Here is a 14,359-nt window from a genome sequence, read left to right as displayed (position 1 = left end):
CTTTACAAACTCTTAACATTTTAAATCATGAAATCAAAAACTACGAAAAAATTAAAACTAGGAATATTCTTATTCTTGTTATTTACATTACCAATTGGAGCAATAGCACAAGTTACTGTTTACATTTGTGGATCTGCAACAGCGACTTTGCAACCCGATTTTAAAACATACACACTTGTAAATGGAGATAAGGTTGTATGGAATGAAAAAGCCCCTGATGGCAATACCGTTGCAACAACCTATACCTTTGGAACTGATCCATCAGTTAATTTCACTACTGCCAATAATCTTAATGATGGTGCATATACTTATACTGTACATGTTACGCCTGCAGATGAAACAAAATGTCCGGGTGATGTTTCCACTGAGTATGTTGTTTATAAGTTACCTGCAAGTGTAGCATTAGCTTCACCAGTAGCTTCTTTCTGTTCTGACGCTGGTACTGCATCTTCTTCTGTAATTACAGCTACTCCTAGTTCTTCTGTAGCCGATATTACACCAACTTATACCTGGTCTGCAACCTTAAACGGATCACCTGTAGCTTCAATAGCTACACTAGGTTCATCAAGCGCAAATGTATTTACTGTTAAACCTGACGTAACCGCTGGTGCATATATTTTCAGAGTGACAGCTTCATATGACACAGGAGCAGTTCCTGTTAAAGCAGCAGGACCTTGTGTGATAGAATCTACAATTCCAATTACTGTAACATCTAAACCAGGAAAACCAACAGTTACAGTTCTATAAATAAATTCAAAATAGATAAATGCCTAACAGAAAAACAAGTTTTGTATCAAGCCTGCTGTTGCTTTTAGCAACGGCAGGCTTTGCGCAATCTGGCCCACAACCAGTGACCATCCCCCCGGGTGGTTCAGTGAAATTGCGGGCCAATTCTGTTAACGCAGTTACTTATCAATGGATAAAAGATGGAGTGTTTATCACTGGCTCAACTTCAATTGAATATACAGCAATGCTTGCCGGAAGATACAGTGTTATTTCCTTTAATGCACAAGGCTGTGCCTCTGATATCTCTGATGAAGTTATTCTCAGTATAGGTCCTCCTAACCCCTTATTAATCGCCGATGTTAAAATTGATAAAACATCTGAAAAACGCGCTTTAACAGTCAATGATCCTTTCGAATACCTGATTTCCGTTAGTAACAAAGGTATGAACGATGCTACCCAGGTAAAAGTGGTGGATGTTTTACCTCCAGAGTTAAAATTGGAAACATGGACTTTCCCAAGCCTCGGCTCAGTAAGCTATAACAGCGGTGCAAGAACCATTTTATGGGAAATCAGCAAACTTAACAATGGACAGTCTGCCGATTTAAAAATTAAGGTTACGGCCTTAAAAGCGGGAATCATAAGAAATACCGCTAGTGCATCTGCCAATGAAACTGATCCGGATCTGAAAAACAATAGTGCTACAGATATTAAATCAATAGCAGGAATAATCATCCCTAATGTTTTTACACCTAATAACGACGGACTAAACGACAAATTTGAAATACCTGGTTTGCAAATGTATGAAACCAATGAGTTAACCATAGTTAATCGATGGGGAGGTACAGTATATGACAAAAAAGGCTATAAAAATGATTGGGACGGATCAAACCTGAATGAGGGGACATATTATTACTTGCTGAAAATTAAAACCGCTGATAACAAATGGGAAGTTTATAAGGGTTATGTAACCATCCTACGCAGTAAATAGATATGAAGAAAATTATAAGTTTGCTATTTCTCTTAGGTCTGATATCCAGCACAAAAGCACAACAGGACAGTCAATTTACACAATACTTGTTTAATGGCATTCATATTAACCCAGCTTATGCTGGTTATAAAGAAGATATTTATGTACAGTCCTTTTATCGGTCTCAATGGGCAGGCATAAAAGGTGCACCGAAAAGCTTTTCTCTTGCCGCCGATGGAGCATTTAATGACGGCAATGTGGGACTTGGTTTAATGGTATCAAACGACCAGCTGGGTGCCCAGACTTACCTCACCGCTTATGCAAATTACGCTTATCGCATCAGGATAGATGATGATGAGGATTCACAGCTTGCATTTGGAATAGCAGCAGGGATGATGCAACTAGGATTGGATGGCAATAAATTAGAAGGCTACAGACCTGGTGATGGTCTGATTCCAGTAGGTTCACAATCGAACACAGTACCTGATGCTCGTTTTGGTGTTTATTACGCCAATAAAAAATATTTCGCAGGTTTCTCTGCAACTAATATGCTGGCTAAATATATGGCCAGAAAGAATACAGAAGATATGATGGTCCCTGTACCTCAACCACATTTTTACTTTACCGCCGGAGCTTTATTTCCTTTAAATGAAGATGTGCAGTTAAAACCTGTTATCTTATTTAAAGATGACACTAAAGGTCCTTCTTCATTAGATATCAATGCTTTCCTACTTCTAAAAGAAACAGTCTGGATCGGCGGTTTCTACCGCAACTCTTTTGATCTTTATAAAAAAGACTACCAGAAATCAACCCTTTCTAAACAGAATGCTATAGGTGCAATTCTGGAGGTTTTTGCTACAGATAATCTGCGGATCGGCTATTCTTATGATTACTCGCTAAATAAACTACGCGATTATAATTATGGAAGCCATGAGATTTCTGTTGGATTTTACATTAACCGCAATACCGGTAGCAGAGATAGGCAGCTGAGATGTTATAAATTTTAACACCCTTTTCGTTATCTTAGAAAATGTCAATGACTGTAAACCAAAGTAACGATGTTGTAATTGTAGGTGGTGGACTAGCGGGTTTAACCTGTGCCCTACATTTACTCAAAGAAGGCCGTGGTGTTACATTGATTGAAAAGAATGACTACCCTCATCATAAAGTTTGTGGCGAATATATCTCAAACGAGGTTCTACCCTATTTGCAATGGCTGAATATTGATCCTGACGAACTGCTTCCTGCTACCATAAAGCGATTGTTGGTTTCTTCACTAGACGGACAAATTATTGGCTGTACTCTACCACTCGGCGGCTTCGGAATAAGCCGATTTGCATTGGATAATTTCCTTTATGAAAAAGCAGTCTTACGTGGTTGCAAAATAATCAAAGATCGGGTAACGGATATTGTATTTAAAAATGATGAATTTGAAATACCCTCCTCTACTGCTTTATTAAAGGCAAAGCTTGTGATTGGTGCTTTCGGTAAACGATCTGCATTAGACCAAAAGCTGGATCGTAGGTTTATACAGCGAAAATCGCCATGGCTTGCGGTAAAAGCGCATTACAGCGGCATTATCCCAACAGATCTGGTACAGCTGCATAACTTTAGTGGTGGCTATTGTGGGGTATCCACAGTAGAAAACAAGCTCATTAATATTTGCTATCTGGCAGATTATAATAGCTTTAAAGCCTGTAAAAACCTGGATGACTTCCAGAAAAAAGTATTGTATGCAAATCCTCAGCTTCAAAAGATTTTTGAAGAAAGCACAATGCTTTTTGATCAACCACTAACCATTAGCCAGGTGTCTTTCGCCAAAAAAGAACTGGTTAGTAATCATGTGCTCATGATTGGTGATACTGCAGGCTTGATTCATCCGCTTTGCGGAAATGGAATGGCTATGGCTATTCATAGTGCAAAAATTGTGGCAGAACAGTGTATAAAATACTTAAGTGGCTCCATAACTTCCAGAGCTATGCTGGAAAAACAATATTCAGTCAGCTGGAATGAAAACTTCAGAAATCGTTTATTAATGGGAAGGTTTTTATCAGCGATGATGAGAAAAGACAAGCTGTTTAACCCTATGCAACGTTTATTACATTCCTTTCCTGCTGCATTGCCCCTGATTGTTAAAATGACTCACGGAAAACCCATTGTATGAGAATAGATACCAGAACAAGATCTGAAGCTCCGGAAATAATGGACGACTTTAATTTAAAAGGTGAAATATTGAGGGATGCCCTGGATAAAATCGCAGGTATAAATAGGTTACTGGGAGGCAATAAGGTTACTTTACAGGGGCTTAAAATATTGCTGAAAGATGATAACAGTGCTCTTAAGAGCAATATTGCTAAAAAAGAAATTACCATTTTAGACGTAGGTTGTGGAAATGGTGATATGCTGAGATCTCTGGCCGATTATTCCACGAAAAAAGGTTTCAATTTTAAATTGATTGGCATTGATGCCAATGCTTTTACCATTAAACATGCTGAACAATTGTCAGTTAATTACGGTAACATCAGCTTCCTGTGTGCAGATATTTTTGAGGAATGTAAACAAGCAAGGGTTTATGATGTTATTCTTTGTACACTGACCTTGCATCATTTTAAAAATGAGGAAATTTTAACGCTGATGAATGCCTTTTATGAACAGTCGACCTTAGGAATTGTAGTGAACGATCTGCATAGAAGCAAGATTGCTTATTATCTTTTCAGCATATTGTGTTTTCTGTTCCCCCTCAATAAAATGTCCAGAGATGATGGATTGACATCTATTTTAAGAGGTTTTAAAAAGCATGATCTTCAATCCTTTTCCAAGCAATTGAATTTTAAGTTCTATATCCTTAAATGGAAATGGGCATTCCGATACCAATGGATAATTCCAAATAGAAAAGGCTGATATGGGTGTTAAAATAATCACAGTAGCTAAAAAGCTTCCGCAATATTCCAGAACTACTGCAGAGATCATACCCTTTCTGGATGTCTGGTTATTCGGACAGGAGCCTCGTTTCATTAAAAAAGTAAAAAAAATATTTGAGCAGGCAGCTGTAGATAAAAGATATTCAATCATGTCACCAGAAGAGGTTTTCACTCAGACCTCATTCGAAGAAAAGAACAATATTTACATTAGAGAAAGTATTAAACTGGGAACTGATTGTCTTCAACTGGCATTGAAAAAGGCGAACTGGAAACCTCTTGATCTGGATTATATCATAACAGTAAGCTGTACTGGCATTATGATTCCTTCTATTGATGCGTATATTATCAACACATTAAATTTGCGCCAGGATATTGTACGTTTACCTGTCACAGAAATGGGTTGCGCTGCAGGCATTTCAGGTATTATCTATGCTAAGAACTTTTTAAAAGCTAATCCCGGGAAACGTGCAGCAGTAATTGCAATCGAATCTCCTACTGCCACATTCCAGCTCAATGATTTTTCTATGGCCAATATCGTTAGCGCTGCTATTTTTGGCGATGGTGCCGCATGTGTATTGTTGTCTTCGCATCTGCATGATAATGGTCCGGAAATAATTGCTGAAGAAATGTATCACTTTTACAACGCTATACCAATGATGGGTTTCAACCTGACAAACAATGGCTTACAAATGGTTTTAGATAAAGATGTCCCTGAAAATATTGAACAGCACTTCCCGGAAATCATTAATCCTTTCCTTGAAAAGCATGGACTTAAAATTAAAAACATAGACCACTTGATATTCCATCCGGGAGGAAGAAAAATTATCGATACTGTCGAAGATTTATTTAGTGAACTGGGCAAAAACATACACGAAACCAAAAATGTATTAAAAGAGTATGGAAATATGTCGAGCGCCACAGTTCTTTATGTATTGGAACAATATATGAAAAGACCATTGGGCACAGGAGAACTTGGGTTAATGCTCAGCTTTGGGCCAGGGTTTTCTGCACAACGAATATTGTTAAAATGGTAGAATAGTTGGTAAATTAGACGAAAATATTAAACGAAATCATAACATGACTAAAGCAGATATCTTATCCCATTTACCTTATTCCACACCATTTTTATTTGTAGACGAGCTAGAGGAAATTGACGAAAATGGTGTTACCGGCTCCTATACTTTTGATGCTGGTCTTGATTTTTACAAAGGTCACTTTAAAGACAACCCGGTTACTCCTGGTGTAATTTTAACAGAAACAATGGCTCAAATCGGACTGGTATGTCTGGGTATTTACCTTTCTGGCAGTGCTGAAGGTGGAATGCCAGGGCATGTGATGCTTACCTCAACAGCTATAGATTTCATGAAGCCCGTTTTTCCTGGAGAGAAGGTTACTGTAACTGCACAAAAAGTGTACTTCCGTTTCAAAAAATTAAACTGTACTGTTCAAATGACCAATGCTTCCGGCGAAGTGGTTTGTAAAGGCACCATTGCCGGAATGGTGACCAATAAAATGAATGCATAAACGTGTAGTCATAACCGGTTTAGGAGTAGTTGCACCAAATGGAGTTGGACTAACTACGTTTACTGAAGCCATTAAGAATGGGACTTCAGGCATTAAACATGATCCTGAACTGGAAAGATTACAATTTGCTTGTCAGATTGCTGGTAAACCGGAACTTTCAGACGAACTTATTTCCAGATACATGAACGATCTGGAACGTAGAAATTTCAACAGCAACGGAATACTTTATGGCATAATAGCCGGAATGGATGCCTGGCAGGATGCCGGGCTATCCATTCCCCTAACTGATGAACCCGATTGGGATAGTGGAACCATATTCGGTACAGGAACATCGGGAATTGACAAATTCAGAGAGTCTATCTATAAAGTTGATGACTTGCAATTACGTAAACTAGGCAGCAGTGTGGTTGTACAGACTATGGCTAGTGGAATTAGCGCCTACTTATCTGGTAAACTGGGACTAGGTAATCAGGTCAGCAGCAACTCTTCTGCCTGCACAACAGGAACAGAAAGTATTTTAATGGCTTATGAACGGATAAAAAGCGGGCAGGCAGTAAGAATGCTTGCTGGTAGCACAAGCGATAGTGGCCCTTATATCTGGGCAGGCTTTGATGCAATGAAAGTTTGTACATATAAACATAACCATGATCCCCAAAAGGGTTCAAGACCTATGAGTGCCAGTGCCAGTGGATTTGTACCTGGAAGTGGCGCAGGAGCATTGCTGATAGAATCACTGGAAAGTGCGTTAAAACGTGGAGCAGATATTTATGCTGAAATTCTGGGCGGACACATCAACTCAGGTGGACAACGCGGTAGCGGAAGTATGACTGCACCAAATAGCATTGCCGTACAACGTTGTATCCGTAGTGCCATACAAGCTTCGGGTATCAATGCTAATCAGATTGACGCCATTAACGGACACCTCACCGCTACAGCAAAAGATGCAATGGAAATACATAACTGGGCCATAGCACTAAATAGTTCGCCAGAAAACTTCCCTTACATTAACAGTCTGAAATCTATGACCGGACATTGTCTGAGTGCTGCGGGAAGTATAGAATCTGTAGCCTCCGTACTACAGCTGAAATATGGCTTTATATTTCCTTCTGTAAACTGTGAAGACCTACATCTTCAAATAGCAGAAATAGTTAACAAAAACAAAATTAAAAATCAGATTGTTAATCAAAACATTAATATATTAGCCAAAGCAAGTTTTGGATTTGGTGATGTGAATGCCTGTTTAATCTTAAAAAAGTACTAAATGGAAAGAGAACAACTGGTAGCAAAACTCAAAGAGATTGTTACCCCCTACACCCATGATAAAGAGGCTTTAACAAACATTAGTCCAGCAACAGATTTCATTAAAGACCTGAAAATCAACTCTTCTAACATGGTAGATATCATCCTGGATGTAGAAGAAGAGTTCGATATTGAAATAGACAATCTGGAAATGGAACGCATGCTGAATGTTGATGAAACAATAAGCATTATTCAGGCTAAATTAAATGAAAATTGATCGGTAATGACATCGTTGATCTAGCCGCTGCTGAAGTGGAAAGCAACTGGAAACGAAAAGGTTACCTTGAAAAAATATTTACGGAAACTGAAAGATTTCTGATTCATACAGCAAAAGATGCAAATGTAATGGTATGGTTATTCTGGACCATGAAAGAAGCTGTGTACAAAGCTGCAGAGTACAAGACACATACAAAAACTTTTTCTCCAGGTACATTAAGCTGCAACAATTTGATTTTACATGAAAATTCGGCCTGCGGGACAGTAGAATATAAGGGCAAAAGATATTATTGTAATAGTATTCTAACACGGGACTATATACATACTATTGCGGCAGACTGCGAAAAAACACTGGGGCTTATCACTTTAAAAATAGAAACATATAACATAGCAGACCAGTCATACAGAGCCCTTAAGCCAGATTCAGTAAGTCACCATGGCCGATATCTGGCCCTTATAAATCTGTCAGGTTCTCTTCAATCAGCAAGCTGATTATACCATCAACCAAGCCAACTTTAGGAACATAAACCTGCTTAATCCCTGTCCATTTCAATAAAGTAATATAAATCTCACATGCAGGAATAATAACATCAGCACGGTCCGGATTTAAGCCAAAAACACTGATCCGTTCTTTTAGAGAATGTGAATTGAGCTGATTGTAAAGCCCTTTTAATTTAAGAAAAGTTAATGGCATCCCCTCCTTTTCGTCAGACATCCTAAAAAGCTTATTGATATTCCCACCAGTACCGATTCCTGCAATATTTTTCAAAGACTTAGTATTCTCTTTTACCCAATCCCTCATTTCATCCCAGGTTTCATCCTTATCCTTATTATCCAGAATACGGATCGTACCAATATCAAAAGATTTAGAGGCAACTGGTACCCTATTTACAAAAACAGAAAGTTCAGTACTACCTCCACCTACATCTATGTATAAATAGCTTTTCTTAATATCCAGCTTATGCTCAATATGATTCGCATAAATGATATTAGCTTCACGCTGTCCGGCAATAATTTCAAGTTTAATATTACAAAGCTCCTTTACCTTTTTAATGATCTCAGCGCCATTATCAGCTTCCCGCATTGCTGAAGTTGCACATGCAAGATATTCTGAGACATGGTAAACGTCCATCAGATTTCTAAAGGCCGACATGGTTTTTAACAGTTCTTCAACTTTACGATCTGAAATATGTCCATCTAAAAAAGCATCATCACCTAAGCGTAGCGGTACTCTTACCAATGTATTCTTTTTAAAATCATAACCATTCTCATTTTTAGAAATATCAGCAATTAATAATCTGACAGCATTGGAACCTATATCTATGGCAGCGTATCTTAACATTGGATTTATTGGTGTTTATTTTTTAAGTAATTATAGGTTTGAACCTGAGCTCTGATTTTTACTTTCAGGTTATTTTTATGGTATTTATTATTATTTAAACGAGTAATATCTCTCGCCTTTACATTATCTTGTAATTGAAATTCTATTATATCTCTGATCTCCTGCCTCACCTCTTCATCAAGCACCGGAAATCCCACTTCTACCCTATGTTCAAAATTCCGGGTCATGAGATCGGCTGATGAAAGGTACATTTCTTCCTTGCCATTATTGCCAAATATAAATACCCGGGCATGCTCAAGAAATTTATCTACAATACTGATCACGGTAATATTCTCACTGAAATCTTTTATTCCCGGAACAAGTGAACAAATACCCCTGACAATTAGTTTTATTTTAACTCCTGCATTACTGGCTTCGTATAGTTTAGATACAATACCTTCATCAGCCAGACTGTTTACCTTTAAAATCATATAGGCCGGCTTTCCCTGTCTGGCATTCTTAATCTCCCGGTCTACTGCTAAAAAGAATTTGGTCCTGGATTCCAGAGGAGAGACGATCAGGTGTTTAAATCCCTTTGTTACGGTCTTCTTATTAAGTGCTTTAAAAAGCTTAATCAAATCTGTGGTAATCTCCTTCTTTGCTGTAAAAATACTATGGTCACAATACAACTTCGCCGTTTTTTCATTAAAATTGCCTGTTGCAAGATTAGCATAATAAACAGCCCTTCCCTTTTCCATTCTTTTAACAAGGCAAATTTTAGAATGAACTTTGTAGTCTGTAAGACCGTAATTTACATTTACCCCCTCCTCTTGCAATCTGTTTGTCCAGAAAATATTGGCACTTTCATCAAACCTTGCTTTCAATTCGACCAAACAGTTTACCTTTTTCCCATTCTTTACTGCATTAATCAATGCATTGATTACTCTTGAGTTTTGAGCCAGACGGTACAAAGTGATATTGATCTCTGTTACTTTAGGATCAATTGCAGCTTCACGAAGAAATAAGATAATATAGTCAAATGACTGATAAGGTAGATTAATTACATAATCGCGTTCCTGAAGTTTGTTAAATATACTTTCTGTACGATGTAATCCATGTACTTTTAACGGCACATTGGGTTTATATTCAAGTTCAGGACTACCAACGTTTGGAAAAGCAATAAAATCTCCAAAACGATGGTACTGGTTACCTGGAATCAGATTCTCCGCATCAATTTTCATTTTACTGATCAGGACACTCAGCATATCGAAAGGCATTTCAACGTCGTACAACAAACGCATTGGTTTACCTTTCTTACGCTTATCTAAACTTGCTTTCAGCTCTTCAACAAACTTATCACTGACATTCTTATCTATGTCCAGCTCCGCATCCCTGGTAAGCTGAATTGAAAAAGCTTCAAGAATATCATAATTAAAGACATAAAAAATATCATCCAGACAATATTTAATAATATCCTCGGCAAGAATAATAAACTTTAATCCATTAGTTTCAGGTAATACTAGAAATCTTGGCAAATCGTTCGGTAATTCAATAAGTGCATATTTTTCATGTTTAGCCGATGACTTTCTGGAAAGACGTACAAAGAAGTAAAGATAACGGTCTTTGAGTTCTGGAAATGGTCGTTCAGGATCGATCATAATCGGTACAAGATTTGAAAGAATCCTATCCCTAAAGTGATTTCTTACAAATTCTCCCCTGGAAACATTGAGTTGCGTTTCGTTTAATATAAAAATACGATTTTGCGCAAGCTCATTGATTAATGTTGCTTTAAACAACTGCTCGAACTTACGCTCTTGTTTTACAACAATATTTTTGATCTCGTTTAATACCTTTTTAGGATTAAAACCAAGTAAAGCTTTGGCTTTATCATTCAGATTAGACAATCGGCTAAGAGTAGCTACCCTAACTCGATAAAATTCCTCTAAATTAGAAGAAAAGATAGACAGGAATTTAATACGCTCTATTAAAGGAACTGTCTCATCTGCAGCCTCCTGTAAAACACGTTCATTAAAATACAACCAACTAATCTCTCTATTTAGAAATGGAGCTTTTTTTTTCGTCATTATTAAATCAAAAAACCAGATAGCATCATAAATAAGAACCTATGATACAACCTGGTACAAAACTGCAAATTTTATTGTTAAGAAATTGTTAATTATCAGCTAATTAAACACTCCTTAATAACCTCTTATTATTTAGCTTCAGTATCACCTTTTACAGCATTATTTTCAGTTGTTGCATTTGTAGATGCTACTGGAGTACTTGCTGTTTTTTGGGTTACTGTAGTTGCTGCAGCTGGCTTAACAGCCGCTTTATTAGCAACAGTTTTCGTTGCAATTGTCTTAGCTGTTACTGGCTTAGTACTCTTTGCTTTTGTACCGACTATTTTATTTGCAGTACTTACTTTTTTAACAGGAGCTTTTGCAACTGGTTTTGTTGCACTTGCAACTGGTTTTACTACTTTTTCTACAACTTTTTCAACCTTTTTAATCGCTGAATTCACTGTCGGCTCAGCATTAGCTTTTACAGCTTTAGCAGCCTTTACTACAGGTTTAGCTATTGCATCTGCAGCTTTTTTCTCTGTGGCTATAGCAGCAACTTTAACACTGTGTACTACCGGCTTAACATTAGCTGCTATGACTTTAACGGCTTTTTTAGCTTTTTTAGCATCTTTAGATAACTCTTTTTTAACTTCTTTCTTAACTGTTTCAGCTTTCTTTTTAGCCTTTTTAATATCTTTTTTACTTGCTGCTTTAGCTGTATCAATTTTACTATCTACGATAGCTTTAACACCTTTAAATTTCTTTGATAATTTTTTCGTTACAAACTTACTTACCAAAGCAATATCGTCACCAATCTTCCCCGCGTCCTGTCCTAACTGTTTAACTGTTTCAAGTATTTTATCGGCCAGACTTTTCTCAAATTGCTTCTTAACGGCTTTCTTTGCCACTTTTTTTTGCACTTTTGGATTTTTGGTTTTCATACGCTTTTACTTTAATTGTCTATATTTGTGATATACTTTTGCTTTTACAGCTAAAAATTACTAATTATTTAATACTTAAGCCATAATAATCATGCCCACTTTCGATATTGTAAGCAAAATAGATGCACAGACACTTGATAACGCGATGAATAATGCTAAAAAAGAAATCTTAAATCGTTACGATTTCAGTTCTTCAAAAAGCACCATTGATCATGATAAAAAAACAAATGTGATTACCATAGTTACAGAGGATGACATGAAGCTGAAAGCTATCGAAGATTCTATTATTTCAAGAATGGTAAAACAAAAACTAGATCCTAAAAGTCTGGATTTTGGTAAGGAACAATATGCCTCTGGTAACATGATTAGAAAGGAAATCTCAATTAAAGAAGGTATAGACAAAGAAACTGCTAAAAAAATTGTTGCTAAAATTAAAGAAAGCAAATTGAAAGTTCAGGCTTCCATGATGGATGATCAAGTTCGCGTACAAGGCAAAAACATTGATGACCTTCAAAGCGTAATTGCACTTTGCAGAAGCGAAGATTTTGGACAACCGTTACAATTTATTAATATGCGTAACTAAATGGAAATCGAAGATAATGGTTTTATCTTCTCTGATGACAAACAGAAGATAGACGTATCGGCAGTCCACCAGTATTTAAGTACAGAATCGTATTGGGCAAAGGACATTCCTCTAGATATAGTACAAAGATCTATAGAGAATTCATTATGCTTTGGAATTTACAAAGACAAACAGCAGGTAGGCTTTGCACGGTGGATTACCGATAAAGCAACTTTTGCTTACCTGGCTGATGTATATGTTAAATCAGAATATCGCGGAAACGGTCTGTCTAAAAAATTAATGTCATTAATGCTTTTTCATAAAAACCTGCAAGGTCTCAGAAGATACATGCTGGGCACATTAGACGCACATGGTTTATATGCCCAATTTGGTTTTAAAGCGATAGAACATCCCGACAGACTGATGGCAGTTGTTGTACCTGATCCTTACAAGAAAAAGGATTAAACCGTTTTCACGTCACTATCACTATAATCTTCAATATCTGTAATATAACCATTGATAATAAGGAAGTCAAAAAGTGGCTTAGCATCTGGAGTCACCGGCATGTTTGCTGTGGTAATAACCTGATTTGTTTTCTTATCAAGAAATGGATATGCAAAAAGTTTAACATTCTTGCTAAACATATCACTCACATAGTTAAGTAGCTGACTTGAATAGTTACCACCAAAGTTGCTAGAATTAAATACAAACTTCAAGTTGTTGATGTTAGTAGAAATCCCAACACTTTTCGGACGACAACGATCTAGGTACTTTGCCAGCTTATTGTTCCTTGCAAAATTGGACACAATAACAAGATTGCCTGTATTACACATCTCTTCAGCTCTTTTTGCAACAGCTCTTAAATCTATATTCTCTGGTAATTCGTCATTAGCATTTAATACGTTCGACATCAGCACCTCAATCAATACACTCAAATTATCTTGCTCTACAGTTTCGGATCGAACAAACTGGTCAACAGCCTTATTCAACATACTGAAGTTGGGATTCGACTTTTGGGCATATTTAGTACGTTGAATCATAATATCTTTCTTGTACAGCAGGTCCTTAGGCAGGCAAGGCTTGCCTTTTGAATCGAATATCGCTGCATCAGAGAAGTCTTTAACAATCAGGTATAAATTAAGCAGAATGTTGTTTACACCTGCAAATACAGGACCGTTTACCGAAATCAGATCAATTTCAACAGAGCCTACTGTAAGGTTATCTGCCAGAGATTCGATCATTGTTTTAGGATCCTGATTAAAATAAAAAGCTGCATAAACGAGATTTACACCAATAATTCCCAACACATTATGCTGTAATGCAGCATCAGTATCTAGTAACCGTACGTGGAAAAATATTTCATTGGGCTCCCCTCCTGGTTCTACCTGAAAACGAATACCAATCCAACCATGTGGATCATTTGATTTATTGTAATTTAATGTAGTTACCGTATCTGCAAAAGCAAAAAAAGTACGACCCTCATATTTAGCCCCATTTAAACGTTCTGTTAACAAACTATATTCATGCTCTAACATTTTTAATAGCCTCGACTCACTCACATACCTTCCAGAAGTTTCAGCACCATAAATAACATCACTAAAAGTCATGTCATAGGCCGACATAGTTTTAGCAACAGTACCCGATGCGGCACCGGCTGTAAAAAAATTACGTGCCACTTCCTGGCCTGCCCCAATCTCCGCAAAAGTCCCGTAAATTTTAGGGTTTAAGTTAATCTTTAAAGCCTTGCGCTTCGTATCAAGAATTTCTCTTTCCATATTGCAAAATTAAGCAAAACACCGGGTTTAGACGATAAATAACT

16 protein-coding genes are annotated in these 14,359 nt (G+C 37.1%); 12 read left to right on the top strand and 4 right to left on the bottom strand.

Annotated features, from left to right (window positions below; all coding sequences use genetic code 11):
- Positions 1-27 precede the first annotated feature (27 nt).
- The 10 genes from ABDJ41_RS17565 to ABDJ41_RS17520 are packed head-to-tail and all read left to right on the top strand — an operon-like array spanning position 28 to position 8,145.
- A complete protein-coding gene (locus tag ABDJ41_RS17565) occupies positions 28-747 on the top strand; it encodes a hypothetical protein (RefSeq protein WP_349787388.1) in 720 nt (239 codons plus the stop codon).
- A 19-nt stretch (positions 748-766) separates the two neighbouring features.
- Positions 767-1,714, top strand: a complete 948-nt coding sequence (locus ABDJ41_RS17560; RefSeq protein ID WP_349787387.1) for a T9SS type B sorting domain-containing protein — start codon at positions 767-769, stop codon at positions 1,712-1,714.
- 2 nt (positions 1,715-1,716) lie between these two features.
- On the top strand, positions 1,717-2,700 hold the full coding sequence (locus ABDJ41_RS17555) for a PorP/SprF family type IX secretion system membrane protein (protein WP_349787386.1): 984 nt from the start codon (positions 1,717-1,719) through the stop codon (positions 2,698-2,700).
- A gap of 29 nt (positions 2,701-2,729) precedes the next feature.
- Complete coding sequence (locus ABDJ41_RS17550; RefSeq protein ID WP_349787385.1) at positions 2,730-3,857, top strand: NAD(P)/FAD-dependent oxidoreductase; 1,128 nt, start codon at positions 2,730-2,732, stop codon at positions 3,855-3,857.
- On the top strand, positions 3,854-4,594 hold the full coding sequence (locus ABDJ41_RS17545; protein WP_349787384.1) for a methyltransferase domain-containing protein: 741 nt from the start codon (positions 3,854-3,856) through the stop codon (positions 4,592-4,594). The genes ABDJ41_RS17550 and ABDJ41_RS17545 overlap by 4 nt, the downstream gene beginning before the upstream one ends.
- 1 nt (position 4,595) lies before the next feature.
- Positions 4,596-5,648 carry a type III polyketide synthase gene (locus ABDJ41_RS17540; protein WP_349787383.1) on the top strand — a complete coding sequence of 351 codons (1,053 nt, stop codon included), beginning with the start codon at positions 4,596-4,598 and terminating at the stop codon, positions 5,646-5,648.
- A 43-nt stretch (positions 5,649-5,691) separates the two neighbouring features.
- The gene (locus ABDJ41_RS17535; RefSeq protein WP_349787382.1) at positions 5,692-6,138 is read left to right on the top strand and encodes a 3-hydroxyacyl-ACP dehydratase FabZ family protein; all 447 of its coding nucleotides are present in this window, start codon (positions 5,692-5,694) and stop codon (positions 6,136-6,138) included.
- Positions 6,131-7,399, top strand: a complete 1,269-nt coding sequence (locus ABDJ41_RS17530; RefSeq protein WP_349787381.1) for a beta-ketoacyl-[acyl-carrier-protein] synthase family protein — start codon at positions 6,131-6,133, stop codon at positions 7,397-7,399. The genes ABDJ41_RS17535 and ABDJ41_RS17530 overlap by 8 nt, the downstream gene beginning before the upstream one ends.
- Positions 7,400-7,654 carry an acyl carrier protein gene (locus ABDJ41_RS17525; RefSeq protein ID WP_349787380.1) on the top strand — a complete coding sequence of 85 codons (255 nt, stop codon included), beginning with the start codon at positions 7,400-7,402 and terminating at the stop codon, positions 7,652-7,654. It abuts the gene before it with no gap.
- Complete coding sequence (locus tag ABDJ41_RS17520) at positions 7,651-8,145, top strand: 4'-phosphopantetheinyl transferase family protein (protein WP_349787379.1); 495 nt, start codon at positions 7,651-7,653, stop codon at positions 8,143-8,145. The genes ABDJ41_RS17525 and ABDJ41_RS17520 overlap by 4 nt, the downstream gene beginning before the upstream one ends.
- Here ABDJ41_RS17520 and ABDJ41_RS17515 read toward each other — a convergent pair.
- From ABDJ41_RS17515 to ABDJ41_RS17505, 3 genes are all read right to left on the bottom strand, one after another.
- Positions 8,108-8,995: a Ppx/GppA phosphatase family protein gene (locus ABDJ41_RS17515; RefSeq protein ID WP_349787378.1), complete on the bottom strand. Its 888-nt coding sequence runs from the start codon at positions 8,993-8,995 to the stop codon at positions 8,108-8,110. The genes ABDJ41_RS17520 and ABDJ41_RS17515 overlap by 38 nt on opposite strands.
- Positions 8,996-9,000: 5 nt before the next feature.
- Positions 9,001-11,058: a polyphosphate kinase 1 gene (gene ppk1, locus ABDJ41_RS17510; protein WP_349787377.1), complete on the bottom strand. Its 2,058-nt coding sequence runs from the start codon at positions 11,056-11,058 to the stop codon at positions 9,001-9,003.
- 128 nt (positions 11,059-11,186) lie between these two features.
- Positions 11,187-11,978 (bottom strand): hypothetical protein, encoded by a 792-nt coding sequence (locus ABDJ41_RS17505; RefSeq protein ID WP_349787376.1) that lies wholly within the window; start codon positions 11,976-11,978, stop codon positions 11,187-11,189.
- 91 nt (positions 11,979-12,069) lie between these two features.
- Between ABDJ41_RS17505 and ABDJ41_RS17500 the strand changes: the two genes are divergently transcribed.
- Entirely contained in the window at positions 12,070-12,561 is a 492-nt protein-coding gene (locus tag ABDJ41_RS17500) for a YajQ family cyclic di-GMP-binding protein (RefSeq protein WP_349787375.1), read from the top strand.
- Positions 12,562-13,005 carry a GNAT family N-acetyltransferase gene (locus tag ABDJ41_RS17495; protein ID WP_349787374.1) on the top strand — a complete coding sequence of 148 codons (444 nt, stop codon included), beginning with the start codon at positions 12,562-12,564 and terminating at the stop codon, positions 13,003-13,005. It abuts the gene before it with no gap.
- Here ABDJ41_RS17495 and ABDJ41_RS17490 read toward each other — a convergent pair.
- Positions 13,002-14,315: a nicotinamide mononucleotide adenylyltransferase gene (locus tag ABDJ41_RS17490; protein ID WP_349787373.1), complete on the bottom strand. Its 1,314-nt coding sequence runs from the start codon at positions 14,313-14,315 to the stop codon at positions 13,002-13,004. The genes ABDJ41_RS17495 and ABDJ41_RS17490 overlap by 4 nt on opposite strands.
- Between the last annotated feature and the right edge of the window lie 44 nt (positions 14,316-14,359).

Origin of the sequence: Pedobacter sp. ASV1-7, from assembly GCF_040203335.1 — a bacterium.
Classification (GTDB): Bacteria; Bacteroidota; Bacteroidia; order Sphingobacteriales; family Sphingobacteriaceae; genus Pedobacter.
This window is presented reverse-complemented; position numbering and strand designations above follow the sequence as displayed.